This window comes from Halomonas sp. SS10-MC5 (assembly GCF_015992245.1).
Classification (GTDB): Bacteria; Pseudomonadota; Gammaproteobacteria; order Pseudomonadales; family Halomonadaceae; genus Halomonas; species Halomonas sulfidoxydans.
In genome coordinates this window covers 977,926-1,001,782 of sequence record NZ_CP065435.1, presented here as the reverse complement: position 1 = coordinate 1,001,782, position 23,857 = coordinate 977,926, and the positions used below count along the sequence as shown (strand labels likewise).

At 65.8% G+C, this 23,857-nt stretch carries 23 protein-coding genes and 3 tRNA genes; 6 read left to right on the top strand and 20 right to left on the bottom strand.

Annotated elements, in window-relative coordinates:
* The first annotated feature begins 6 nt into the window (after positions 1-6).
* The gene (locus I4484_RS04735; protein WP_197449851.1) at positions 7-399 is read left to right on the top strand and encodes a Na+/H+ antiporter subunit G; all 393 of its coding nucleotides are present in this window, start codon (positions 7-9) and stop codon (positions 397-399) included.
* 13 nt (positions 400-412) lie between these two features.
* Here the strand turns inward: I4484_RS04735 and hemH are convergent, their stop codons facing one another.
* The 11 genes from hemH to rnr all read right to left on the bottom strand — a co-directional run bounded on the left by hemH (position 413) and on the right by rnr (position 11,174).
* Entirely contained in the window at positions 413-1,486 is a 1,074-nt protein-coding gene (gene hemH / locus I4484_RS04730) for a ferrochelatase (protein ID WP_197449850.1), read from the bottom strand.
* 133 nt (positions 1,487-1,619) lie between these two features.
* Positions 1,620-1,922 (bottom strand): DUF6482 family protein, encoded by a 303-nt coding sequence (locus tag I4484_RS04725; RefSeq protein WP_197449849.1) that lies wholly within the window; start codon positions 1,920-1,922, stop codon positions 1,620-1,622.
* Between the two features lie 152 nt (positions 1,923-2,074).
* On the bottom strand, positions 2,075-2,368 hold the full coding sequence (locus I4484_RS04720; RefSeq protein ID WP_111413247.1) for a hypothetical protein: 294 nt from the start codon (positions 2,366-2,368) through the stop codon (positions 2,075-2,077).
* 74 nt (positions 2,369-2,442) lie between these two features.
* On the bottom strand, positions 2,443-3,831 hold the full coding sequence (gene dnaB, locus I4484_RS04715; RefSeq protein WP_197449848.1) for a replicative DNA helicase: 1,389 nt from the start codon (positions 3,829-3,831) through the stop codon (positions 2,443-2,445).
* A 162-nt stretch (positions 3,832-3,993) separates the two neighbouring features.
* On the bottom strand, positions 3,994-5,493 hold the full coding sequence (locus I4484_RS04710; RefSeq protein ID WP_197449847.1) for a carbohydrate porin: 1,500 nt from the start codon (positions 5,491-5,493) through the stop codon (positions 3,994-3,996).
* A 318-nt stretch (positions 5,494-5,811) separates the two neighbouring features.
* Positions 5,812-6,258, bottom strand: coding sequence for a 50S ribosomal protein L9 (gene rplI, locus I4484_RS04705; protein WP_197449846.1), 447 nt, complete (start codon positions 6,256-6,258; stop codon positions 5,812-5,814).
* Between the two features lie 15 nt (positions 6,259-6,273).
* Positions 6,274-7,128 carry a hypothetical protein gene (locus I4484_RS04700; protein WP_197449845.1) on the bottom strand — a complete coding sequence of 285 codons (855 nt, stop codon included), beginning with the start codon at positions 7,126-7,128 and terminating at the stop codon, positions 6,274-6,276.
* A gap of 11 nt (positions 7,129-7,139) precedes the next feature.
* Positions 7,140-7,367 carry a 30S ribosomal protein S18 gene (rpsR, locus tag I4484_RS04695; RefSeq protein WP_010629658.1) on the bottom strand — a complete coding sequence of 76 codons (228 nt, stop codon included), beginning with the start codon at positions 7,365-7,367 and terminating at the stop codon, positions 7,140-7,142.
* 24 nt (positions 7,368-7,391) lie between these two features.
* On the bottom strand, positions 7,392-7,772 hold the full coding sequence (gene rpsF, locus I4484_RS04690; protein ID WP_197449844.1) for a 30S ribosomal protein S6: 381 nt from the start codon (positions 7,770-7,772) through the stop codon (positions 7,392-7,394).
* 175 nt (positions 7,773-7,947) lie between these two features.
* Positions 7,948-8,775, bottom strand: coding sequence for a 23S rRNA (guanosine(2251)-2'-O)-methyltransferase RlmB (rlmB, locus tag I4484_RS04685; protein ID WP_234283581.1), 828 nt, complete (start codon positions 8,773-8,775; stop codon positions 7,948-7,950).
* Entirely contained in the window at positions 8,775-11,174 is a 2,400-nt protein-coding gene (gene rnr / locus I4484_RS04680) for a ribonuclease R (protein ID WP_197449843.1), read from the bottom strand. Before rnr ends, rlmB begins: the two co-directional genes overlap by 1 nt.
* 277 nt (positions 11,175-11,451) lie before the next feature.
* On the opposite strand from rnr, the gene I4484_RS04675 reads away from it, so the two are divergent.
* From I4484_RS04675 to I4484_RS04665, 3 genes are all read left to right on the top strand, one after another.
* Positions 11,452-11,538, top strand: a tRNA-Leu gene (locus I4484_RS04675).
* A 68-nt stretch (positions 11,539-11,606) separates the two neighbouring features.
* Positions 11,607-11,693 (top strand) — tRNA-Leu (locus tag I4484_RS04670).
* 45 nt (positions 11,694-11,738) lie between these two features.
* A tRNA-Leu gene (locus I4484_RS04665) sits at positions 11,739-11,825 on the top strand.
* Between the two features lie 122 nt (positions 11,826-11,947).
* On the opposite strand, the gene I4484_RS04660 is transcribed toward I4484_RS04665, so the two are convergent.
* The 5 genes from I4484_RS04660 to coxB form a co-directional block, all read right to left on the bottom strand.
* Positions 11,948-12,832 (bottom strand): DNA/RNA non-specific endonuclease, encoded by an 885-nt coding sequence (locus I4484_RS04660; protein ID WP_197449842.1) that lies wholly within the window; start codon positions 12,830-12,832, stop codon positions 11,948-11,950.
* A gap of 76 nt (positions 12,833-12,908) precedes the next feature.
* A complete protein-coding gene (locus I4484_RS04655) occupies positions 12,909-13,184 on the bottom strand; it encodes an Lrp/AsnC family transcriptional regulator (RefSeq protein ID WP_043510462.1) in 276 nt (91 codons plus the stop codon).
* Between the two features lie 129 nt (positions 13,185-13,313).
* Positions 13,314-13,664 (bottom strand): hypothetical protein, encoded by a 351-nt coding sequence (locus I4484_RS04650; RefSeq protein WP_197449841.1) that lies wholly within the window; start codon positions 13,662-13,664, stop codon positions 13,314-13,316.
* Positions 13,661-16,192 carry a cytochrome c oxidase subunit I gene (gene ctaD, locus I4484_RS04645; RefSeq protein ID WP_197449840.1) on the bottom strand — a complete coding sequence of 844 codons (2,532 nt, stop codon included), beginning with the start codon at positions 16,190-16,192 and terminating at the stop codon, positions 13,661-13,663. The genes I4484_RS04650 and ctaD overlap by 4 nt, the downstream gene beginning before the upstream one ends.
* On the bottom strand, positions 16,189-17,145 hold the full coding sequence (gene coxB / locus I4484_RS04640) for a cytochrome c oxidase subunit II (protein WP_234283582.1): 957 nt from the start codon (positions 17,143-17,145) through the stop codon (positions 16,189-16,191). The genes ctaD and coxB overlap by 4 nt, the downstream gene beginning before the upstream one ends.
* A gap of 135 nt (positions 17,146-17,280) precedes the next feature.
* Here coxB and I4484_RS04635 point away from each other — a divergent pair, with 135 nt between their 5' ends.
* Positions 17,281-17,745, top strand: coding sequence for a DUF2231 domain-containing protein (locus tag I4484_RS04635; protein WP_197449838.1), 465 nt, complete (start codon positions 17,281-17,283; stop codon positions 17,743-17,745).
* 45 nt (positions 17,746-17,790) lie between these two features.
* On the opposite strand, the gene I4484_RS04630 is transcribed toward I4484_RS04635, so the two are convergent.
* On the bottom strand, positions 17,791-18,213 hold the full coding sequence (locus tag I4484_RS04630) for a CopD family protein (protein WP_197449837.1): 423 nt from the start codon (positions 18,211-18,213) through the stop codon (positions 17,791-17,793).
* Between the two features lie 351 nt (positions 18,214-18,564).
* Between I4484_RS04630 and I4484_RS04625 the strand changes: the two genes are divergently transcribed.
* Positions 18,565-18,882, top strand: coding sequence for a high-potential iron-sulfur protein (locus I4484_RS04625; protein WP_197450924.1), 318 nt, complete (start codon positions 18,565-18,567; stop codon positions 18,880-18,882).
* A 28-nt stretch (positions 18,883-18,910) separates the two neighbouring features.
* Here I4484_RS04625 and I4484_RS04620 read toward each other — a convergent pair whose 3' ends face one another.
* The 3 genes from I4484_RS04620 to I4484_RS04610 are packed head-to-tail and all read right to left on the bottom strand — an operon-like array spanning position 18,911 to position 23,714.
* Positions 18,911-20,467 (bottom strand): SpoVR family protein, encoded by a 1,557-nt coding sequence (locus I4484_RS04620; RefSeq protein ID WP_197449836.1) that lies wholly within the window; start codon positions 20,465-20,467, stop codon positions 18,911-18,913.
* Positions 20,468-20,484: 17 nt separating this feature from the next.
* On the bottom strand, positions 20,485-21,768 hold the full coding sequence (locus I4484_RS04615; protein WP_197449835.1) for a YeaH/YhbH family protein: 1,284 nt from the start codon (positions 21,766-21,768) through the stop codon (positions 20,485-20,487).
* 23 nt (positions 21,769-21,791) lie between these two features.
* Positions 21,792-23,714, bottom strand: a complete 1,923-nt coding sequence (locus I4484_RS04610) for a PrkA family serine protein kinase (protein WP_197449834.1) — start codon at positions 23,712-23,714, stop codon at positions 21,792-21,794.
* Between the last annotated feature and the right edge of the window lie 143 nt (positions 23,715-23,857).

Here is a 23,857-nt window from a genome sequence, read left to right as displayed (position 1 = left end):
GGCCCCATGACCCTGTACGTGATCCTCGAAGGCGTGATCGCCTTCTTTCTCGTCGCCGGCGGCGTCTTCGCCTTCATCGGCTCGCTGGGCATGGCCCACCTGCGCGACTTCTACATGCGCCTGCATGGCCCCACCAAGGCCACCACCCTGGGCATCGGCTGCATGCTGATCGCCTCGATGCTCTACTTCTGGGTCACCCAGGGCAAGCCCGACATCCAGGAGATGCTGATCACGCTGTTCCTGTTCATCACCGCCCCGGTGAGCGCCCACCTGCTGGCCAAGACCGGGCTGCACATGCAGCTCAAGCACATCGACGAGACCGGCGGGCGCCCACCCGAGCTGCGCCCCGAGGAGATCGGCGACAAGCCCGTGCCCCACCCCGACCGCGGCCACGGCTGAAGCGGGCCGGCGGCTACAGCCAGCCGGCCAGTTCGTTCTCGGCGATGGCCAGCAGCGCGGCGATATGGTCGTCGCGCTCGTTGAGGCAGGGCACGTAGGTGAAGCGCTCGCCGCCGGCGGCGAGGAAGCTGTCGCGGATCTCCTCGTTAATCTCCTCCAGCGTTTCCACACAGTCGGAGGCGAACGCCGGGGAAACCACTGCGATGTGCTTCCTGCCCTGGCGCGCCAGCTCGGCGACATGGTCGACGGTCTGCGGCCCGACCCACTCCTCGGGGCCGAACTGCGACTGGAAGGCGGTCTGGATCGTCCCCTCGGACCAACCGAGGCGTTCACGCAGCAGCCGCGTGGTCTTCTGGCATTGGCAGTGGTAGGGGTCGCCCTCGAGCAGGAAGCGCTTGGGCACGCCGTGATAGGAGGCCACCAGCACCTCGGGGGGCGAGTCGGCGGCAGCGTACGCCTCGCGCACCGAGCTGGCCAGCGCCTCGAGGTAGGACGGATGCTCGAAGTAGGCCGGCACGGTGCGAATGGCCGGCTGCCACTTCAGCTTCATCAGCGCGCGGAAGGCCTGGTCATTAGCGGTGGCGGTGGTCGGTGAGGCGTACTGCGGATAGAGCGGGAAGAACAGGATGCGCTCGCAGCCCTCGGCCTGCAGCCGATGCAGCACACTCTGCGTCGAGGGGTTGCCGTAGCGCATGCAGAAGTCCACCAGCACCCGGTCGCCATGACGTTGCCGGAACGCCTCGGCCAGCTTGAGGGTCTGCTTCCGGGTGATGGTCAGCAGCGGGCTCTCGTCCTTCTCGTTGTTCCAGATGCTGCGGTAGGCCTCCCCCGATTTGAACGGACGCCGGGTCAGGATGATCAGCTGCAGCAGCGGCTGCCACTTCCAGCTCGGGTAGTCGACGACCCGCTTGTCGGAGAGGAACTCACTGAGGTAGCGACGCATCGACCAGTAGTTGGTCGCGTCCGGCGTGCCCAAGTTTGCCAGCACGACGCCCACCTTGGGTGCGGGAACCGCGGGATGCCCCGCCGGAGCATGCGCAGGGCATTGACGTTGCGTCGAACTCGGTTGCACTTGCGATGCGGCCATGCGCTGCGCTCCTCTGGGTGAGAGAAAAGGAGCGGCCATTGTATCAGGCGAGGAGCGCACGAGGCATGAAGTTATACTATGAAAGCAATTTGTATAACTTGGATCAAGGTAGTGGCCCGCAACGGGCCAGGCGCTAGAACACGAGCGGCATGCGTGAGGTCAACGGATCGCGGTAGTGGGCCCCACGGCCGATCACCTCGTCCTGCGGCACGTGCTGGACCAGAAAGGCGCGATGGATGCCGGCGCGCTGCAGCTCGAGATAGACGTCCTCCAACGAGCGAAACACCGTGGGCTTGCCGCGACGGGTGAGAAGATGACGCCTCCCTTCCACATCCTCGAGTTCCACCTGGTAGCAGTGGCTGCCGGCATGGGTGATGACGCGCACCTCGAAGTTGTCGTGACGGGTGACGAAATGTTTGAGCTGTTCGAATTCCATGGCTCCCTCCATGTTCTGGAATGATCCTCGTGCCTGCGGATATGCGTCGGGCACAGCATGACTGTGCCCGATGTGTTCTGCATGACGCTGGCGTATTGTTTTTATGACAGTGCCGGCCTCGGGAGGGTTCCCGACACCCGCCGCAGCGTCAGCTATCGATAGTCGGAAGGATCGATTGCTTTGGCCAGCGAGTTGCGGTCGACCCATTTGCCCGCCTTGGTCTCCTTGTAGCGAAACACCACGCGGTCGCCCACGGCCACGGCCAGTTCGGCATCCTCGGTCTGGTAGCTGTAGGCCTCGCCGTCGACGACCAGGTGGAAGCGATAGAGGTCCGGCATGCCCAGCCACTCCTTGAAGGGTCCCTCACGCTCCAGCGACTGAAGCTCGCCGCGCGCTTCCAGTTTGGGGGTGCGCTGGCGCTTGCCGCGCCGAAATCCGCCTGCCATGGTCACTCCTCGAAATCGACTGTCGGGGGCTCGGCATTATACGGGGCCGGGGACGAGGCTCAACCGCCGCGAGGTCATTCGCCGAATGCCTCACCGTAACTGTCCGGTGCCAGGTCCTCGAAGCGAGTGTACTTGCCGATGAAGGCCATGTGCACCGTACCGATGGGGCCGTTACGCTGCTTGCCGATGATCAGCTCGGCCAGGCCCTGGTTGTCGGGATTGTCGGGATTGTAGACCTCGTCGCGGTAGACGAAGGCGATCACGTCGGCGTCCTGCTCGATGGCGCCCGACTCACGCAGGTCCGACATCACCGGCCGCTTGTTGGGGCGCTGCTCCAGCGAGCGGTTGAGCTGAGAAAGCGCGATCACCGGACAACCGAACTCCTTGGCCAGCCCCTTGAGCGAGCGCGAGATCTCGGAGATCTCGCCGGTACGGTTCTCGGAGAAGCCGGGTATCTGCATCAGCTGCAGGTAATCGATCATCACCAGCGCCAGGTTGCCGTGCTCGCGCACCAGGCGACGCATCCGCGAACGCATCTCGTTGGGCGACAGCGCCGCGGTGTCGTCGATGAACAGCTGCTTGTCCTTGAGCAGGTTCACCGCCGAGGTCAGCCGCGGCCAGTCCTCGTCCTCGAGCTGGCCGGTCCGCACCCGGGTCTGGTCGATGCGTCCCAGCGACGACAGCATGCGCAGCATCAGCGCATCCGCCGGCATCTCCATGGAGAACACCATGACCGGCTTGTCGCTCGAGATCACCGCATGCTCGACCAGGTTCATGGCGAAGGTGGTCTTGCCCATGGAGGGGCGCCCGGCAATGATCACCAGATCCGAGGGCTGCAGCCCCGAGGTCATCTCGTCGAGGTCGCGGAAGCCGGTGGAGAGCCCCGTCATCTCGCCCTTCATGTTGAACAGCTCGTCGATGCGGTCCACTGCCTTGGCCAGCAGTTCGCTCATGCCGATGGGACCGCCCGACTTGGGTCGCTCCTCGCCGATCTGGAACACCAGCCGCTCGGCCTCGTCGAGCAGTTCGTCGGCCGGCCGGCCCTGGGGGCTGAAGGCACCGTCGGCGATCTGGCTGGCCGCGCGAATCAACTTGCGCAGGGTAGCCCGCTCGCGAACGATGTCGGCGTAGGCGCGGATGTTGCTCGCCGAGGGAGTACTGCGCGCCAACTCGGCCAGAGAGGCGAGCCCGCCGACGGTATCGAGCTGGTCGCGCCTTTCCAGCGCCTCGGAAAGCGTGACCACGTCGAGCGGCTTGCCCGCCTCGGCCAGGCCGATCATGGCGTTGAAGACCAGGCGATGCTCGTAGCGGTAGAAGTCGTCCGCCACCAGCCGGTCGGCCACGTTGTCCCAGGCCTGGTTGTCGAGCATCAGGCCGCCCAGCACCGACTGCTCCGCCTCAAGCGAATGCGGCGGCACCTTGAGCGCAGCGGTTTCCTGATCGAGCTCGAGCGTGTCGTTCATGGTGCGGTAACCTTGATGAGGACGGGCCGTGCCATTCTACCCGATGGCCGGGGTCCACCCTACCTTTCGAAACGACAAAAACCGCGACCGAAAGCGGTCGCGGCAAGGGATCGAAACCGTGCGCGAGCAGTGGCCCGGCCGCGGCCGGGCCGCACTGGGAACCTAGAACCAGACCTCCGTCTGCACGCCGAAGCTCCACTGGCCGCCGGTGAAGCCGTCGCTGCCGAAGGCGTCGTCGCCGCTGTAATCGTTGAGCTCCTCGTCCCAGTCACTCCAGGAAGCGAACAGGCGAATCTCGGGGCGCTGCCAGAAGCCGCCCACCTGGGGCTTGAAGGTCGGCGCGATGGTGAACTTGGTGTAGTCGCCATCCACCGCGCTGTTGCCGCCGCGACCGCGGGGGTCGAGGTCCATCCACTGGTAGCTGGCCTCGTACTGCATCTCGAAGTTCTCGGTCAGCTCGTTGGCCAGGCGCACGTTGACGGTGGCCCAGTCGTACTGGTCGCCCTCGACGTAGCGGTCCTCGCTGGTCTCGGCGAGGATCGCCGGGGCCACACGCCACTTCGGCGCCACGTAGGTGGTCCCATAAAGGGCCAGGCGCGTCGCGGTGGCGTCGTCGGTGAGATCGCCGTCGCTGCCGAGCCCCTTGACCTGAGCGCCCAGCCCCTGGCCGTGCAGTACCGCAGCCTTGAAGTTGCCCTCGCCCAGGCCGAAGAAGCTGTCGCCGTGATAGGCCACCATAGTATGGAAGCCGCTGTCGGCAGCAGTCTGTCCCTCGTCGATGTCACGCTCTTCATTGTCGGCCGCCGACAGGCCGTTGACCATCCACTGCCAGTTGCCGAAGTAGTTATTGGAGGTGACGATCAGGCTATCGGTGGAGCCGGTATCGTCGGGATTCTCGCTATCGACGGGGAAGTCGCTGAAGCTGCGCCCGTAAAGCGAGAAGTGGGAGCGCCAGTTGTCGGCCAACTGCATGTCGTAGATACCGGCGCCGGTACCGGCGAGGAAGATGATGTCACTGTCGAGCCAGTGGATGTCGAAGTTGTCGCGGTCGAAGCGCTTGCCGGCCCAGATCGAGGCGTTCTCGAAGGCCCCGGTGAAGCTCGGCAGGTCGCTGAACTCGGCGAAGACCTGGCGCACGTTGAGGTTGGAGTCGTCGTCCCAGTCGTTGCTGGTCTCGGTGCCGCTGGCCAGCATGGTGCGGTAGAGCGCCTTGGCGCCGTTGTCGAACTGCATGCGATAGTTGAGGATCGCCTCGGCGTAGGTATCCGGCTCGTTGCCCAGGCGCCCCACGGCCCCGCCCAGCCCGCCGGCCGGCGTCACGTAGGGGCCACCCTCGATACTCTTGCGATCCTCGCCCAGCAGCAGCCCCGAGCGGGCGTAGACGTTGAACGAGAAGCCCTCCTCGCCGCTGGCCTGGCGCTCGACCTTGGCCAGGCGCTCCTCCACCTCCTCGGCGGAGAGCCGCCCCTCGGCCTGGGCCTCGGCGAGCTCGGCGCGCTGCTCGGCGGCGCTGGCACGCTGCTCGGCGGCGGCGATGCGATTCTCGAGTTCGAGCAGACGCTGTTCCAGGTCGGCGGTATCGGCGGCGGCATGCCCCACCATGCCGAAGCTGGCCACGGCCACGGCAGCGACGAGTGGGGTTCGTAGCAAGGCGGTCTTCATCGCAGTTGTTCCTTTTATGTTTGTATGTTCGTTTGTTTTCACAAGGAGAACGGGCGAGACACGGCACTATATCGATTCAGACAGGCTTCACGACGCTGCCTGCCAGCCCTGCTCCCCTGGCCTGAAGCGCAACGCTCCCGACCCAGGCAAAACTTAATCGTTTAAGAGTCGTGGCGCAAAGGTAAACCGTAATATTACTACCAATGTCTAAGTCGAAATCCGGGGGCAGCAAAGCCGGGACAAACGAACAAGGGGCGCGGGAAAACCCCCGCGCCCCTTGGCGTCGCTGCTGAGCCAGCTAGAAGCTGACTCGGCGGCTTACTCGGCCACGACGACCACGCGAACGGTGGCGTCGACTTCGGCGTGCAGGTGCAGGTCGATGTCGTATTCGCCGGTCTGGCGAATCGGGCCTTCGGGCATGCGAACTTCGCTCTTGGCGACTTCGATGCCGGCCTGCCCCAGCGCCTCGGCCAGGTCGCGCGGGCCGATGGAGCCGAACAGCTTGCCTTCGTCACCGGCCTTGGCCACCAGCGACAGCTCGATTTCGGCCAGCTGGGCGGCGCGGGACTCGGCGATCGCCTTGCGCTCGGCGGCCTGGGCCTCGAGCTCGGCGCGCTGCGCCTCGAAGGCTTCCACATTGCCCTTGGTGGCCGGCACGGCGAGGCCGTAGGGCACCAGGTAGTTACGACCATAGCCGGGCTTCACGGTCACCTTGTCACCCAGGCCACCCAGCTTGCCAATGTTGTCGAGCAGAATGACTTCCATCTCGTTAACCTCTTGTCAGTCGCTGCGAGGGGCCAGACGGCCGCGGAAATCCACGAACACGTCGATGAAGGCCACCAGCAGCACTATCAGAATCATGGGCCAGGTGGTGATCAGCAGTACGTAGAAGGCGATCAGCCACAGCCCGTTCATACCCTTCATCCCGATGAAGCCGTGCACCAGTGCCATTCCGGCCACCAGCAGCGGCACCCAGACCAGCATGGAGAGCGACGGCAGGTCCAGCACCATGCCCACCACGCCGAACAGTACCAGCAGCGCGAGTTCGCGCGGCGCCAGGCGCAGCGCATGGAACTCCTGGCGAAAGCCGCCGGGGTTGTAGAGCCCCGCCTGCCACGCCCGTGCCAGTGCCAGGCAGCCGATGGCGGCAATCAGCACGACCAGGCCGGTAATGCCACCGATCAGCAGCGACGCCAGCTCTTCGGTGTCGTAGCCCTGTCGCACCAGCTCGGCCAGCATGCGGTCGATCTCGTCCGAGCCCTGGCGCAGCTGCTCCAGCAGCGGCCCGGTGCCGCCCGGCGGCACGAAGACGCCGAGCTGGATCAACGCCGCCGTAGCCAGGGTGCCGACGATCAGCGCCTCGCTCCAGCGCATGCGGGAGCGCAGCACCACCGCCATCAACGCCACCAGCAGCACGCTGGCCAGCGGGATGGCATCGCCCTGGGTCCACCACCAGCCGGTGGGGATGGCTGCCGCCACCAGCACCGGCAACGCCGGCGACAGGCCGCGGCGTAGCGTGACCAGGGCCACGATGGCGCCGCTCAGCCAGAACAGCCAGGGCACGAACGCTGCCAGCGCCGCCCCGCCTGCGGCGTAGGGCGTGCCGCGCATCAGCCATCGGGCAATCGGCAACATCGAGTCGCGGCTTACTGGTGGCTGTCGGTGTAAGGCAGCAGAGCCAGGTAGCGCGCGCGCTTGATGGCGGTAGCCAGCTGACGCTGGTAACGGGCCTTGGTACCGGTGATGCGGCTGGGTACGATCTTGCCGGTTTCGGTGATGTAGGCCTTGAGCGTATCCAGATCCTTGTAGTCGATCTGCTTCACGCCTTCAGCGGTGAAACGGCAGAACTTGCGACGGCGGAAAAAGCGTGCCATGTAAAGACTCCTCGGTACGTGCGATCAGTTGGCTTCGGCAGTTTCTTCGGCGCGCGGCTTCTCTTCGCGACGCGCACGCTTGTCGTCTGCCGGCTTCATCATCGGCGAAGCTTCGGTGATGGCTTCCTTGCAGCGCACCACCAGGCTGCGAATGATGGCGTCGTTGAAGCGGAAGATGTTCTCGATCTCCTCGAGGGTCTCGCCGCTGCACTCGACGTTCATCAGCACGTAGTGAGCCTTGTGGATCTTGTTGATCGGGTAGGCCAGGTGACGACGGCCCCAGTCCTCCAGGCGATGCACGGTGCCACCGCTCTCGGTGACGATGCTGGAGTAACGCTCGACCATGGACGGCACTTGCTCGCTCTGGTCCGGGTGGACCATGAACACGATCTCGTAATGACGCATGGGATCTCCTTTCGGGTTGGCAGCTTCCGCGTGGCGCCCGCTCCATACCGGACCGGCACTCAAGGGAAGCAAGGAGGTGATAGTCGAAAATGGCAATGCCCGCTCACGCAGGAACGGGCGCCTGCATTCTAGTGATCCGAGCCGCCACTTGCAAGACAGGAAGGCGGTTCGCGGCTCAGTCGCCGACACCGCGACGCTGGCGCACCGCCTCGAACAGGCAGATCCCGGTGGCCACCGAGACATTGAGGCTGGTGACGCTGCCGGCCATGGGCAGCTTGACCAGGCCGTCGCAGGCCTCGCGAGTCAGGCGGCGCATGCCCTTGCCCTCGGCGCCCATCACCAGCGCCGTGGGGCCGGTGAACTCGGCCTCGAAGAGCATGGCCTCGGCCTCGCCGGCAGTGCCGGTGATCCATACGCCGAACTCCTTGAGCCGGGCCAGGGCACGGGCCAGGTTGGTCACCTGATAGACCGGCACGCCCTCGGCGGCCCCGCAGGCCACCTTGCGCACCGTGGCGTTGAGCGGCGCCGACTTGTCCTTGGGCACGATCACGCCATGCACGCCGGCGGCATCGGCACTGCGCAGGCAGGCGCCAAAGTTGTGCACGTCGGTGACCCCATCGAGGACCAGCAGCAGCGGCGGTGCCCCGTGAGGCCAGGCCTCGAGCTTGAACCACAGCGCCGCCTCGCTCTCGAAGGCGAGCGGCGCGGCGAAGGCGACGATACCCTGGTGCGACGCCTCCTGGGCCAGGCGGTCCAGTTCCTCGCGCGGGTGCGGCTCGATTCGCGCCCCGCCACGGCGAGCCTGGTCGATCAGCTCGACGAGACGCTGCTGCGCCTCGCCCTCCTGGACCCACAGCACCCGGGGCACTTCGCCGCGCGCCAGCAGGGCACGCACCGCGTGCACGCCAAACACCGCGTCGAGTCCGCCTGGCAGGCTGGATGGGCGGCGCGGCGCTCTCTTGCGGCCGCTGTCGCGCCGCGGCTCCTTGCGTCCCTGCGACATCAGCTACGCGCCTTCGGCTTGCGCGGGCCACGACGTCGCTTGCCACCCCTGCCCTTGCCACCCTTGTCATCGGCCTGGGCCTTGCCGACGCCGGGCTCGGGGGAAACGGTCGCCTCGCCTGCCCCGCGCCGCTTGCGCGGCTCGCGCCTGGGCCGCGGCTTCTCGTCCTCGAGGGCGAAATCGATCTTGCGATCGTTCAGGTCCACGCGCGCCACCTGGACCGTGACGCCGTCACCCAGGCGGTAGCTCATGCCGGTGCGTTCGCCCTTGAGGCGGTGCTTCTCGGGCTCGTAGTGGTAATAGTCGGAGGGCAGCGAGGTGACGTGCACCAGCCCCTCGACATAGACCTCGTCGAGGCGCACGAAGATACCGAACTGGGTCACCGAGGCGATGGTGCCTTCATAGACCTCGCCGAGCTTGTCGGACATGAACTCGCACTTGAGCCAGTCCTCCACGTCGCGGGTGGCGTCGTCGGCGCGGCGCTCGGTCATCGAGCAGTGCTCGCCGAGCTCGAGCATCTGCTCGAAGGTGTAGGGGCACCACTTGCTGGGTGGCTCCACCGGCCCCCCCTCGGCGCGCAGCACTGTGTTGGTCTGGCGCGGCCCGCGGATCACCGAGCGGATCGCCCGGTGCACCAGCAGGTCGGGGTAGCGGCGAATCGGCGAGGTGAAATGGGCGTAGGCCGGATAAGCCAGGCCGAAGTGCCCTTCGTTGTGCGGCGAATAGACCGCCTGGCTCATCGAGCGCAGCATCACGGTCTGGATCACGTCGGCGTCCGGGCGACCGCGGATCGCCTCGGCCAGGGCCTGGTAGTCCTGCGGCGTGGGCTCGTCGCCGCCGCCCACCGAGAGCCCCAGCTCGTTGAGGAACAGGCGCAGCTTGTCGAGGCGCTCCGGCGCGGGCCGCTCGTGGATGCGGTAGAGCGCCGGCAGGTCGTGCTTGTCGAGGAAGCGCGCGGTGGCCACGTTGGCCGCCAGCATGCACTCCTCGATGAGCTTGTGGGCATCGTTGCGGGTGCGCGGCACGATCTTCTCGATCTTGCGCTCCTCGTTGAAGACGATCGCCGTTTCGGTGGTCTCGAAGTCGATGGCACCCCGCTCCTCGCGAGCCTGGCGCAGCACCTTGTAGAGCTGGTGCAGCTCCTTGAGCGGCTTGACCAGCTCGCGATACTCGAGGCGCAGCGCATCGCCCTCGGGATCGTCGTCGTCGAGAATCGCCGCCACCTTGTTGTAGGTGAGCCGGGCATGCGACTGGAACACCGCCTCGTAGAAGTGATAGCGGCTGATCGTCCCGCTCTTGGAGATATTCATCTCGCAAACCATGGCCAGGCGGTCGACGTGCGGATTGAGCGAGCACAGCCCGTTGGAGAGCAGCTCGGGCAACATCGGCACCACCTGCCCGGGGAAGTAGACCGAGTTGCCGCGGCGTATCGCCTCCTCGTCGAGCGCACTGCCCGGACGCACGTAGTGGGAGACGTCGGCAATAGCGACGAGCAGCTTCCAGCTCCCGGACTTGGTCTTCCAGGCGTATACCGCGTCGTCGAAATCCTTGGCGTCCTCGCCGTCGATGGTCACCAGCGGCAGGTGACGCAAGTCGATGCGATGCTGCTTGTCCTGCTCGGCCACCTCGGCGGACATCCCGGCGATCTGATCGTGGACCTCGGGGGGAAACTCGGCCGGGATCTCGTAGCTGCGGATGGCAATGTCGATTTCCATACCCGGATCCATGCGCTCGCCGAGCACCTCGACCACCTCTCCCACCGGCTGCACCCGGGTCTCGGGCTGCTGCACGATCCTGGCCGACACCACCTGGCCGTCGCGCGCCCCACCGCAGGCGCTATGCGGGACGATCACTTCCTGGGTGATGCGCGGGTTCTCGGGAATCAGCACGCCGAACTCGGAGGTGTTCTCGCGATAGACCCCGACGATGGTCTGGGTATTGCGCGACAGCACCTCGGCGATGGTCGCCTCGTCACGGCCGCGGCGGTCGCGCCCGCTGATGCGCACCAGCACGTAGTCGCCATGGAAGACCCGGCGCATCTGCCTCGGCGGCAGCACCAGGTCTGGCTTCTTGCCGTCGTCGCGCAGCACGAAACCGAAGCCGTCGCGATGCCCCAGCACCTTGCCCTTGATCAGGTCGAGCTTGTCGATCAAGGCATAGGCGCCGGCGCGGTTGCGCAGCACCTGGCCGTCGCGCTCCATGGCCGCCAGCCGGCGGCGCACCGCCTCCTGCAGCTCCTCGTCCTCGAGGCCCAGCAGGCGACTCATCTTCTCGTGGGTGATCGGCTTGCCATACGCTTCCAGGCGCGCCAGCAGGTACTCGCGGCTTGGCGCCGGCTTGTCGTACTTGTGGGCCTCGCGGCTGGCATGGGGGTCGTCGCTGAGCGTCCAATGGGTCATGCGTGGGGCATCCTTGGCAACGGGGGCAGCGTTCCGGGAAGGGCGCGGGAGAGAGGCCGCGGGCGTAGGGTCTTGCTAATGGAGTCGTTTGTCATGCCCCGCAGTATAGCGCCGGTGCCGGCTCGGCCCAACCATGGCGGCAGCCTCCGGCAACACGACCCACCCGGGGCAGACCCGACGAACGCCGCCCCGACACCGTCCGAACCGCCCGGCGCGGGGCGAATTTCGCCCGTCGCTCTTGCATTGGGCCATAAATTGGGTAAGATACGCGTCGCCTGCCCAGATGGCGGAATTGGTAGACGCGCTAGCTTCAGGTGCTAGTGTCCTTACGGACGTGGAGGTTCAAGTCCTCTTCTGGGCACCATCGCCTTCTTCGGAACGATGGCTGGGCCGGGCAGCCCCGCTCTTTGTCAGCTCGAATCGCTCGTGTTCGCCCAGGTGGCGGAATTGGTAGACGCGCTAGCTTCAGGTGCTAGTGTCCTTACGGACGTGGAGGTTCAAGTCCTCTCCTGGGCACCATCCCAGACACGCGGACACGCGGCGATAACGACAACGGCATGATGCGCCCAGGTGGCGGAATTGGTAGACGCGCTAGCTTCAGGTGCTAGTGTCCTTACGGACGTGGAGGTTCAAGTCCTCTCCTGGGCACCACCGCTCTTACGAGCGGATTGCGTCATGCAGGCTGACACATCGCCAGAGCGAATCGATGAATGAAAAGAACCGCGACCAATCGCGGTTTTTTTGTGCCTGCGATTCGCTCGCGCAGCGACTTTTTAATAACGAGAAGGAAGGCGCGCCACCTCCTCTAATGCCCACCCCTCGGCCACCACTTCTCCCTCCAGCGCTTCGGCGACCGCCTCGGGCAGGCGCGGGAAGAAATTCAACCCCGTGCGCGCCTCCACTTCGTCGATGCTCACAAGGTAGTCGTCCAGCGGTTCGTCGCCACGCACCTCCTGGGGCATGATGAAGGCCAGCGCCCGCGGCGTCTCTGCCGGCACCACGACGATCTTGAAGAAAGCCTCGGGAACCTCGACCAGCCCCACCCGGTTGGTGACGTTGTCGAGGAAGCGCTCGGGGAAGATCGGGCCTGTGATCACCTGCACCACGCCGAAGCGCGGCACGAAGTGGTCGATCACCACCTCCTCGAGGCGCTGCCAGAGCCGCCGATTGAGATCCGGCCGTTGGGGCGAGATATTGCTCATCAGGAACGATTGCTCCTGGGCACGCCGCCCATGCACCGCGGCGATGGCGTAGTTCGGCGCCAGGTGGCCGCGGTCGTAGCCGCTGCCGAAGTAGCTGTCGGCCCCGATCGGCCACAGGGTGCGCCAATCCTGGCGAAACTCGGGCCGGGGGCCGGCGCGAGGGTCCTCCACTTCATGCAGCAGGTAGCTCACCCACAGCGGGTTGACCCGCACGTCGGACCAGCCGACCAGGAAGCCGTCGTTGCGCAGCACGCGGTGCACGCTCAGCGGCGTCGGGCTTTCCCAGGCGGGCACCCCCATCCAGCTCAGCTGGTCGCGGTACTCCTGCTCCTGGGCGTACCACAGGCCGCTGCCGACCGCGACAAAGACGAGGGTGACGGCGAACTGGCGGACGCGAGAGCGCCAGCGTGGCAGCGAGGTGCGGCGGCGCCGGCTGCGGGAACGTGCTAGGGCCATGGATCGATCCAAGGGGGCGCCGCTGCCGACACATGGCGGCAGCGGCAGGTTCGGTCAGTATGGGAAAGGCGCCAGGCTACCAACCCAGCGAAAACATGGTCTCAAGGTCGTGCCGGGAGTGCACCTGCATGGCATTGAGGGTCTCGGTGTCGCGAATACCCTCGACGGCATTGAGGCGCTCGGTGACCAGCTCGGCCAGGCTCTCGAAGTCACGGGTGCGGGCGATCGCCACCAGGTCGTAGCGGCCACAGGTGGAGTAGACTTCGCTGATTCCCTCGACATCGGCGAGCCGCTCGGCCACCGCCTTGACCTGGCCCTTGTCGGTATTGATCAGGATCACGGCATTCTGCATCAGGCTCTCCCTCGTCTTGCCCCCAGTCGGGTTCCACCGCGGCAGGCATTCGCCGCGACCTGGCGCGAGTATAGCAGGCCACCGGCGTCGGCTGAATCGCGCCCTGGCCCGGCGCATGCTTCGCGCCGGCTAGACGCAGGGCGGCAGGAAGACCACCGGGTAGCCGACGAACAGGGTGCCGCCCGCCGAGAACAGGAAGACCCCGGCCGACAGATAGGCAAAGTAGCACTCGCGCCGCCGCTCCGCCCTGCGCCCCGCCGCCACGCTGGCCCAGCTCAACCACAGCAGCAGCGCGGTGGTGGCGAGCGTGGCCACCCCGACAGCGAGATTGATGCCGGTCAGCATGTCGCGTCCGGGGTCGGGGGGCGCCACCGAGCAGGCCACCGAGAGCCCGGCGTAGATCGCCACGAACCAGACGGCCCAGATGGTGAGGCCACTGACCAGGTGAATCGGATGAGTCAGTCTCAGCAAGCGCTTCATGACGCCCCTCCCAATACCGTCGGCAGCAGCCAGAGGGCGACGAGCAGGGACCAGTAGACGACCAGGTTGTAGTACCACAGGCGCAGCACCACTACCGGCTCCATGGGGGCCTCGGCGCCAACGTAGCCATAGCCGACCCGCAGCCCCTGCAGCAGGCACAGCAGCGCCCCCAGCAGCGCATGGATCAGGACGTAGACCAGCGCCACCAGCAGAGTGGCATCGTGGGCGGTTTCGCCAGGCGCCAGCGGTGCCTGCCAGATCGCCAGGCCGAGCAGCGCCGACTGCAGTGCACCGAGCCCGGCGGCCAGGTACATGCCACCGCCAAGCCCCGAGTCGTTGCCCCGACGCAGCCGGCGTACCAGCTTGGCTAGCCACACGCCTCCCAGCGTCAGGGCGAGGCCCGCCCCCACCAGCAGCGGCAACGAGAGCGGCGACGTTGCCGGCATCTGCCACTCGGGCGCCACGGTCCACAGGTAGAACCAGCCGAACAGCAGCGAGAGGTAGAACGAGCCGTTGGCCAGGTGCGAGACCGACATGGCCCAGACCCCGGGGCCGTTCATGGTGCGCGAATGCAGCGGCGGCTGACCGGGGGCCACCCTGGCATCGGGAGCGGCCCTGGGGTGAGCCCCGTTCTCCCATGACCAGCGCAGCAGGAACACGCCGGCCACCAGCGTGGCGATACCCGCCAGCGGATAGAGCCTGGCCAGCAGGCAGAGGCAGACCACCGCCAGCGCCAGGGCGGCGAAGAACGGCCACCAGGAGTTGGTGGGTAGATGGACGACCTCGCGCAGCTTGCCGGTCAGGGGGTCGCTGCCCCAGGTCTCGCGCCGGCCGTGGTCGATGGTGCCGAGGCCGTGGCGCCCCTCGACGATGGTACGTGGCAGTGCCGGGTCCTCCCACAGCGGGTGGCGCGTCTCCAGCCGTGGCAGGCTGACGAAGTTGTAGGGTGTCGGCGGCTTGGGCATGGCCCACTCAAGGCCGTCGGCGTTCCAGGGGTTCTGCGGCGCCCTCCTGCCGAAGCGGAAATGCAGCGCCACGTCGAGGATCAGCAGCGCCACGCCGGCGGACATCATGAACCCGCCAACGGAAGAGATCAGGTTGTAAATGTCCCATCCCATGGTGGTGTCGTAGGTGAACACGCGCCGGCGCATGCCCAACAGCCCCGTCCAGTGCATGACCAGGAAGGTGGTGTTGAAGCCGAGGAAGATCAGCCAGAAGCTCCACTTGCCCAGCCGCGCGGAGGGCATCCGCCCCGAGATCAGCGGCAGCCAGTAGTAAAGCCCGGCGATCAGCGGGAACAGCATGCCGCCCACCAGCACGTAGTGCATGTGGGCGACCACGAAGTGGGTGTCGTGGACCTGCCAGTTGAACGGCACCAGCGCCAGCATCACGCCGGTGAGCCCGCCCAGCACGAAGATCACCAGGAAACCGGCGACCCACAGCATCGGCAGTGACATCACCGGCCGCCCCAGCCACAGCGTGGAGAGCCAGACGAAGATCTGGATGCCGGTAGGAATCGCCACCAGCATGCTCGCCGCCGAGAAGAAGGCCAGCGCCAGCTGCGGGATGCCCAGCGTGAACATGTGATGCACCCACAGGCCGAAGCTGACGAAGCCCATGATGGCGATGGCCGCCACCACCCAGCCATAGCCGACGATGGGGCGCCGGGCGAAGACCGGGATCAGGGTCGAGACGATGCCCGCCCCCGGCAGGAAGATGATATAGACCTCGGGGTGGCCGAACAGCCAGAACAGGTGCGCCCACAGCACCGGGTCACCGCCGCCGGCCACATCGAAGAACGGCATGCCGGTGGCGCGCTCCAGTTCGAGCAGGATGCTGCCGAGGATCAGCGGCGGGAAGCCGACCACGATCATCAGCGCCATGGCCAGGATGTACCAGGCGAACAGCGGCATCTTGTGCAGCGCCATGCCTTCGGTGCGCGTGCGCAGGATCGACACCACCAGCTCCACCCCGGCCGAGAGCGCCGAGATCTCGACGAAGGTGATGCCGAGCAGCCAGAAGTCCGAGCCGCGCCCGGGCGAGTAGTCGCCGCTGCTGAGCGGGGTGTACATGAACCAGCCGCTGGCCGGCGCCATCTCGAACAGCAGGCTCGAGACCAGGATGATGCCGCCGAACAGGTAGCAGAAATAGCCGAAGGCGGAGAGCCGCGGGCAGACCAGGTCGCGCGCACCGATCATCTTGGGGATCAGGTAGATCGCCACCCCTTCGAGGATGGGAATGGCGAACAGGAACATCATCACCGTGCCGTGCATGGTGAAGACCTGGTTGTAGATCTCGTGCGACATGAAGTCGTTGTCGGGGAAGGCGAGCTGGGTGCGGATCAACATTGCCAACAGCCCGCCGATCAGGAAGAACGCCGCCCCGGTGACCATGAAACGCAGCCCGACGCTGGTATGGTTGACCACGGTGAGAGCACCCAGGCCGCGCGGATTGGCCCAGACCTCGGCCATGCCCTTGTGCAGGCGGCGAACCTCGGGAGTCAGGGTAGCGTCCTTGGCATCACTCATGGTTCCAACGTCTCCAGCCAGGCACCGATCGCCTGCAACGTCTCGGTATCGATATGGTCATGGGCCGGCATCCTGTTGCCGGGCTTGAGCGTCTGGTGGTGCTGCAGCCAGTAGGCGATGGCGCCCTCCTCCATGGGCAGCACGCCGGCCCCCAGCGTCGGGCGGGAGCCGATGTCGCTGAGGTCGGGGCCGCGAATGTCGTGCTCCAGGTCGTCGTCGACGAGTTCCTCGGCGAATCCCCCCACCGTGTGACAGGCCGCGCAGTGCTCGCCGAAGGCTTCCTTCGCCTCGGCGAAGCCTTCGCCGGGTCCCGGCGGCGGGCGCCGCTCGGCGAGCCAGGCATCGTAGTCGCCGCGCTCCAGCGCCTCGACGTGAAGCAGCATGTGGGTGTGCTGCGCACCGCAGTATTCGGCGCACTGCGCCCCGAACACCCCAGGCGAGTCGGCCTCGAGGCGAACGCTGCTGTACCGCCCGGGGATCATGTCGCGCTTGCCGCCCAGGCGCGGTATCCAGAAGGCATGGATGACGTCGGTGCTGGTGAGGCGGAAGTCGACGGGCTCGCCGGCCGGCATCACCAGGCGGTTGGCGGTGACCACGTCGCGCTCCCCCTCCTCGCCGGGATAGCGCACCTCCCACCACCACTGGTGGGCGATCACCTCGATGCGCTCGGCGCCGTCATCCGGGAGCGGCAGCATGCCGCGGCCGGTAGGTGCGGCGAACACCAGCAGCGCTATGATGCTGGCCACCGGCAGCGCAATGCCGCCGCCCAGCACCCAGCGCAGCATGATGCGCCGCTCCTCGCGCGGCGTGCGAGGCGGCGGCTCGCGGCGACGGAAGGTGTAGAACCACAGCGCATAGACCCCGAGCGAGACGGCGACGGCGACGCCCAGCATGGCCCACCAGATCCAGAACTGCTGGCGAGCGGCCGACCCCGCGGCGTCCAGGATCGACATCTCGCCGCCGCAGCCGGCCAGCAGGCCTGGCAGCCACAGGGTCCACCAAGGGGGCCGGCCCGAGCAGTTGACCCGATGCCGGCCAGGGCGTTGAATGCCAGGGAGAGCCCTGAACCGATCGCAAAGGACGCGAACATGGCCGACCAACCGATCCGCACCATCAATAGCCGCATTGCCATCTTCGGCCACCCCATGCATCCGACCCTGGTGCACTTTCCCGTCGCCTGCCTGCTGCTGCTGGTCGGCAGCGATGCCGCCTACCTCTATTCCGGAAACCCATTCTGGGCCGAGGCGAGCCTGTGGTTGGCCGGTATCGGCGCACTGAGTGGCTGGATCGCCAGCACCGTGGGCCTGATCGACCTTGTCACGATCTATCGGATCCGACGCAAGCTTCTCGGCTGGTGTCACGCCATCGTGGCGGTGATGATGCTGTCTCTGGCCTCGCTCAACTGGCTGTGGCGCTACCTGGACGCCGCCGACCTGCTGCCCTGGGCCATCGCCCTGTCCCTCCTCACCGCTGTCCTGGTCGGCCTCACCGGCGCCCTTGGCGGCACGCTGGTCTACGAGAAGGCGGTGGGCGTCGAGATCGACGACAAGTGAGGCAGACTGGGTGGGATCCGGCATCGTGACTCTCCTTGTCATGCCTCAGTCGAATGGCTTGCTCAGCACCAGCACCAGCACGGTGAGCATCAGCGCCGCGGAGGTGGCAGCGAGCAGCCCGCTGGCAGGTGCCAGGAATCGATACTGCTCCTGCTCCAGTCGCACGATCAGGGCACCGCACAGGACATGGCACAGCACCATGCCGCTCACCGCCATCAACTTCAGCACCAGCCATCCGCCGGTCAACCGCCCGACGATGAACAGCAGCGTGCCGCTCATGATCGCCAGCAGGGCGAAGGGGGTGGCGACATGGGTGAAGAAGAAGCGCAGCAGAGCCGGAGCAGGCACGTCGAAGGTGGCCTCTCCTCCACGCGCCCTGGCGCTTGCCAGCAGCAGAGCCGGCAGATAGAGCAGCGCCGCACACCAGCACAGCAGCGTGGCGATGTGCAGGATCTTGATCCACGGCATAACGGCATCCTTGCAGCAGCAGTGTGAACCCACCCTAACCAATGTAGGGCAGCGGGGCCAGGTTTACCGCCGCTGATGCGTCCACCTCGACGGGGCCACGCCGCTGGCGCGCCCGGCTTTCCGAAACCGACCGACACCGGACGGCAACGCTGCGATACATTCGGCAATTGCGACCCGGATAGAAAAGGTGTTCCCTGCTTGACACCAGAACTTCAGGCCTCTCACCGGGTCAGATGAGCGGTTGGTGCATGCCGGCAGCAACCCTGGCGCCAGCCTGGCCTGAAACGGGTATTCTTCCTCTCATAGGACCGTGTCGAAGCAGGAGACCTTTCCATGGCCGAAAAACCTTGCATGGCCAAACGACAGAGCCGACGAACGTTTCTTCGCAGTGGGTTGCTGGGTGTCGCTGCCCTGCCGTTGGGGATCGGTGTCCTCTCGCGTCAAGCCTATGCCCAGGACCTGCCGAGGCTCGACCCCAGCGACGAGCAGGCACAGGCGCTGAACTACGTCGAAGCGGCCGAGCAGGCCAGCGATCACCCCGCCTACGAGGAGGGCGAAACCTGCAGTAACTGCATGTTCTTCCAGCGCCGCGGCGAAGGCTGCCAGCTCTTTCCCCAGAACAGCGTCGAACCCGGCGGCTGGTGCCAGTCCTGGGTTACCAGGGAGTGAGCGGGCCCATGGCCCGCCAACCCTCAGGCTACTCCTTGCCTTCCTCGTCGGGTAACGGCCACTGGTAGCGTCTTACCACCGCCCCGTCCTCCGAGAGCGACTCCAGCCGCACCGGGAAGCCCCAGAGCTGGTGCAGGTGGCGGATCACCGGGTAGACGCTGCGGCCCATCGGACGCCGGCTGTCCTGCACATGATGCAGGGTGAGGGAGCGATTGCCACGGATGTTGGCCTCGTAGACCTGGATGTTCGGCTCGCGCAGCGACAGCGCATATTGCTGCGCCAGCGCCTCGCGGATCCGGCGATAGCCTCGCTCGTCGTGGATGGCGGTGACCTCGAGCATCTCCTCCTGGTCGTCGTCGACGATGCTGAACAGCTTGAGGTCGCGCATCACCTTGGGTGACAGGAACTGCTGGATGAAGGATTCGTCCTTGAAGTTGCGCATGGCGAAGTGCACCGCCTCGAGCCAGTCGCTGCCCGCGGTGTCGGGGAACCACTCGCGATCCTCGTCGGTGGGGTTCTCGCACATGCGCCGGATGTCGCTGAACATGGCGAAACCCAGCGCATAGGGGTTGATGCCGCTGTAGAAAGGGCTATCGAAGCCGGGCTGGCTGACCACCGCGGTGTGCGACTGCAGGAACTCCAGCATCAGCCCCTCGTCCACCAGGCCCTCGTCGTAGAGCCGGTTCATCAGGGTGTAGTGCCAGAAGGAGGCCCAGCCCTCGTTCATCACCTGGGTCTGGCGCTGGGGATAGAAGTACTGCGCCAGCTTGCGCACGATCCGCACGATCTCGCGCTGCCAGGGCGCCAGCAGCGGCGCGTTCTTCTCGAGGAAGTAGAGCAGGTTCTCCTGCGGCTCGGGAGGATAGCGCCCTCCCCCATGCAGCCCCAGGGGGTCCTCCTCGCTGTCCAGGTCGCTGGGCAGGGCATCGGCCCGCTGACGCCCGGGAATCGTGCGCCATAGCGTGTTGACCTGAGCCTGGAGGTACTCCTCGCGCTCCGCCTGGCGCCGCACCTCCTCCTCGGCGGAGATCGGCGACGGCCGCTTGTAGCGGTCGACGCCGTAGTTCTGCAGCGCGTGGCAGGCGTCGAGCAGCTGCTCGACGGCGGTCACGCCGTGACGCTCCTCGCACTCGGCCACGTACTTGCGGGCAAAGACCAGGTAATCGACGATCGAGCTGGCGTCGGTCCAGGTGCGGAACAGGTAGTTGCCCTTGAAGAAGGAGTTGTGGCCATAGCAGGCGTGTGCCATCACCAGCACCTGCATCATCAGCGTATTCTCCTCCATGAGATAGGCGATGCAGGGGTCGGAGTTGATCACCAGTTCGTAGGCCAGCCCCATCTGGCCACGCCGGTAGGCCTGCTCGACCGCCAGGAACTGCTTACCGAACGACCAGTGATGATAGCCCACCGGCATCCCCACGCTGGCATAGGCATCCATCATCTGCTCGGTGGTGATGATCTCGATCTGGTTGGGATAGGTGTCCAGCCGATACTCGTCGGCCAGCCTGGCCAGCTCGTGCTCATACGCCTCGAGGATCTCGAAGTTCCAGTCGGAACCGGTGGCGATCGGCTTGCGTCGGGTCATGATGCCTCCTCGTCGCGTCAATGGGCGGCACGGCGCTTGAACAGCTCGCGGAACACCGGATAGATATCGCCCGCCTCGACGATCTGGCGCATGGCGAAGCGGTCGGGGAACTCGGAGGCCACGGTCTCGTACTCCTCCCACAGCGCCTGGTGGGCATGGGGGGTGATCTCCACGTAGGTGTAGTACTGCAGGCGCGGCATCAGCGACTTCATCAGCCGTTCGCGGCAGTTCACCGAGTCGTCGTCCCAGTTGTCGCCGTCCGAGGCCTGGGCCACGTAGAGGTTCCACTGGGTCGGCGGATAGCGCCGGGTGATGATCTCGTCGACCAGGGTCAGGGCACTGGAGACGATGGTGCCGCCGGTCTCCCGGGAGTAGAAGAACTCCTCTTCGTCGACCTCCTTGGCCGCGGTGTGGTGGCGCACGAAGACCAGCTCGACCTTCTCGTAGTTGCGCTCGAGGAACAGGTACAACAGCAGGAAGAAACGCTTGGCGATGTCTTTGTGGGCCTGGGTCATGGAGCCCGAGACGTCCATGACGCAGAACATCACCGCCTTGCTCGAGGGTTGCGGCTGGTTGATCAGGTTGTTGTAGCGCAGGTCGTAGGTGTCGATGAAGGGCACCGCCTCGAGCCGCTTCTCGAGGCGCTCGATCTCGGCCTTGAGTTCGGCGATGCGAGATGGGTTGCGCAGCACCGGGTCCTTGCGCTCCTCCTCGTCCAGCGCCTCCTGTGCAGCGCGCAGCGCGCGGCGCAGGGGCGCGCGCATGGCGATGCGCCGGGCATAGGCCTCGCGCATGGAGCGCACGATGTTGATCCGCGCCGGCACGCCATCGCGGGTCACCCCGGCGCGCACCGGCTTCACTTCGTCCAGGTCCTTGAGCGCCTTGCGCTCCAGGTGCGGCAGTTCCAGGCCATCGAAGACGAAGTCGAGGAACTCTTCTCGGGTCAGGCTGAAGGCGAACTCATCCATGCCCTCGCCCTGGTTGGAGGCCCCGCCCTCGCCGGAGCCATCTCCTCCGCCGCCCCCGCTGGGGCGGCGCAGGCGATCTCCCTCGACGAACTCCTTGTTGCCGGGGCTGACGATGGTGCGCTTGCCGCCCGGGCCGTGCTGGAACACCGGCTCCGAGATGTCGCGAGTCGGAATCGAGACCTTCTCGCCACGCTCCATGTCGGTGATCGAACGGCGGTTGACGGCCTCCTCGACCGAACGCTTGATGTGCGTCCGGTAGCGATCGAGGAAGCGCTGGCGGTTCACGGCGCTCTTGTTCTTGGCGTTGGCGCGTCGATCGATGAAATAGGTCATGCCGACCTCCTGGCTCGCGCCGGTTATTGCGATTTACGCACCCGCAGATACCACTCCGAGAGCAGCCGCACCTGCTTCTCGGTATAGCCACGCTCCTTCATGCGGGCCACGAAGTCCTCGTGCTTCTTCTGGTCGGCCGTGGAGGCCTTGGCGTTGAAGGAGATCACTGGCAGCAGCTCCTCGGTGTTGGCGAACATCTTGTGCTCGATCACGCCGCGCAGCTTCTCGTAGGACTGCCAGCTGGGGTTCATGCCGTTGTTCTGGGCCCGCGCCCGCAGCACGAAGTTGACCACCTCGTGGCGGAAGTCCTTGGGGTTGGAGATGCCGGCCGGCTTTTCGATCTTCTCCAGCTCCTCGTTGAGCGCCTGACGGTTGAACAGCTCGCCGGTCTCCGGATCGCGGTACTCCTGGTCCTGGATCCAGAAGTCGGCGTAGGTGACGTAGCGATCGAAGATGTTCTGACCGTACTCGGAGTAGGATTCGAGATACGCGGTCTGGATCTCCTTGCCGATGAAGTCGACGTAGCGCGGCGCCATGAACTCCTTGATGTAGCGCAGGTAGCGCTCGAAGGTCTCCTTCGGCAGGTGCTCCTGCTCGAGGCGCTGCTCCAGCACGTAGAGCAGGTGGACCGGGTTGGCGGCGATCTCGTGGTTGTCGAAGTTGAACACCTTCGACAGGATCTTGAAGGCGAAGCGGGTGGAGAGCCCGTCCATGCCTTCGTCGACCCCCGCTGCATCGCGATACTCCTGGATCGACTTGGCCTTGGGGTCGGTGTCCTTGAGGTTCTCGCCGTCGTAGACGCGCATCTTCGAATAGATGCTGGAGTTCTCCGGCTCCTTGAGGCGCGACAACACCGAGAACTGTGCCAGCATGCGCAGCGTGTCCGGCGCGCAGGGCGCTTCGGCCAGCGAAGAGTGCTCGAGCAGCTTCTTGTAGATGTTGATCTCCTCGGTCACGCGCAGGCAGTACGGCACCTTGACGATGTAGACGCGATCGAGGAACGCCTCGTTGTTGCGGTTGTTGCGGAACGCCTGCCACTCGCTCTCGTTGGAGTGGGCCAGCACGATGCCGTCGAAGGGGATCGCCCCCATGCCCTCGGTGGGGTTGTAGTTGCCCTCCTGGGTCGCGGTCAGCAGCGGATGCAGCACCTTGATGGGTGCCTTGAACATCTCGATGAACTCCATCAGCCCCTGATTGGCCTTGCACAGCCCCCCGGAGAAGCTGTAGGCATCCGGGTCGTCCTGGGAGTAGAGCTCGAGCTGGCGGATGTCGACCTTGCCCACCAGCGAGGAGATGTCCTGGTTGTTCTCGTCGCCCGGCTCGGTCTTGGAGATGGCGATCTGGTTGAGCCGCGAGGGATACAGGCGCACCACCTTGAACTGCGAGATGTCGCCACCGTACTCCTTGAGCCGCTTGGCCGCCCAGGGCGACATCACGCTCTTCACGTAGCGCCGCGGAATGCCGTACTCCTTCTCGAGCAGCTCACCGTCCTCCTCCGGCGAGAACAGCCCCAGCGGCGACTCGAAGACCGGCGAGCCCTTGATGGCATAGAACGGGATTCGCTCCATCAACAGCTTGAGCCGCTCGGCCAGCGACGACTTGCCGCCGCCCACCGGGCCCAGCAGATAAAGGATCTGCTTGCGCTCCTCGAGCCCCTGCGCGGCGTGGCGGAAGTAGGCCACGATCTGCTCGATCGCCTCCTCCATGCCGTAGAACTCGGAGAAGGCCGGATAGCGGCGAATCACCTTGTTGGAAAAGATTCGGGAGAGCCGCGGATCCTTGGCGGTGTCTATCACCTCGGGTTCGCCGATGGCCTTCAGCATCCGCTCGGCGGCGCTGGCGTAGGCCATGGGGTCCTCACGACACAGCTCCAGGTACTCCTGCAGGCTCATTTCCTCCTGCTGGACACGAGAGAAGCGGTTCTGCACATGATCGAAGATGCTCATCGAAGCCTCCTGTTTGCCTTACCCCCTGGCCATCGATCCGTATGACCACCGTGGGTTACTCATCAGCCTAGACACTTCGGGGCAGAGTGGGTGGCAAAGAATCAACGCAAGGTAAGGATAATCATGAGAACGCAGGGCGTGCC